General features: G+C 66.1%; 1 protein-coding gene and 1 pseudogene. One reads left to right on the top strand and one right to left on the bottom strand.

Annotated elements, in window-relative coordinates; translation table 11 throughout:
- On the top strand, nt 1-219 hold a 219-nt coding region (locus tag U9980_RS18585; RefSeq protein ID WP_322769078.1), incomplete at its 5' end, for a hypothetical protein.
- A gap of 21 nt (nt 220-240) precedes the next feature.
- Here the strand turns inward: U9980_RS18585 and U9980_RS18580 are convergent.
- A pseudogene (locus U9980_RS18580) lies at nt 241-771 on the bottom strand (hypothetical protein); the annotation flags it as partial.

Here is a 771-nt window from a genome sequence, read left to right as displayed (position 1 = left end):
CCCGCGGCCGAGGTCACGCAGGCAGCCTCGGAGCTGTGTGGCTACCGCCGGATATGGCTGGTGAGCAGCCATGACCGTACCGCCTGGGTCGGCGCTGTGCAGGCGGACTTCATCCGGGCCGTGAATGCAGACGGCTTCCGCCTGGACAGCACCGAGACCGTTCCAGGAGTCACAGTGCGCAGCTACATCCGGAGGGAGACCGACCAGGGCTGCCAGTGACCGATGCCCCTGTCGAGAAGATCAACGGCCCGCGCGGAGCAGTTCGGCCACGCGGTCGCCGACAGGCGCGAAGCTGGGACGCGGCTCGCGTTCGAAGAACTCCTTCTTCCGGCGACGCAACAACGCCTCCCCGTCCCGCTCCCAGCTGAACTGCGACTTACCGAGGACGGCACGAAAGACCCGATTCACCTCCGCTGGATGACGCGCCACAAGACGCCGGATGGCCGACGGCGACACGCTGTCGTCCCGCAGGTATGCACGCAACCGCGCCGCATGGTCTCGGTCTCGAGCGAGGGAGGGATCTGCGAAAAGGGCATCGAGATGGCCGTAATCACCATAGAAGCTGAGTCCTTCGGTCTCGTCATAGACGATGGCGACGGTGTCGGCAGAGCGCAGATCGTCAGGCAACTGAAACAGCTGCTCGGGAGCGAGCGCCAGCGACCGGGCGCCTTCGGCTGCCTTCCCCTCCAAGCCCTCCAGAAGCTTCTCCTGACGGCGCCGCCAGTATTCCCGCAGACCGCGCTCGGCTTCATCCGGCGGCAGAATGACCAG

This window comes from Protofrankia sp. Cr1 (genome assembly GCF_963555865.1).
GTDB lineage: Bacteria > Actinomycetota > Actinomycetes > Frankiales > Frankiaceae > Protofrankia.
Note: the sequence above shows the minus strand (reverse complement) of the source record. Positions and strands in the feature narration are given on the sequence as shown.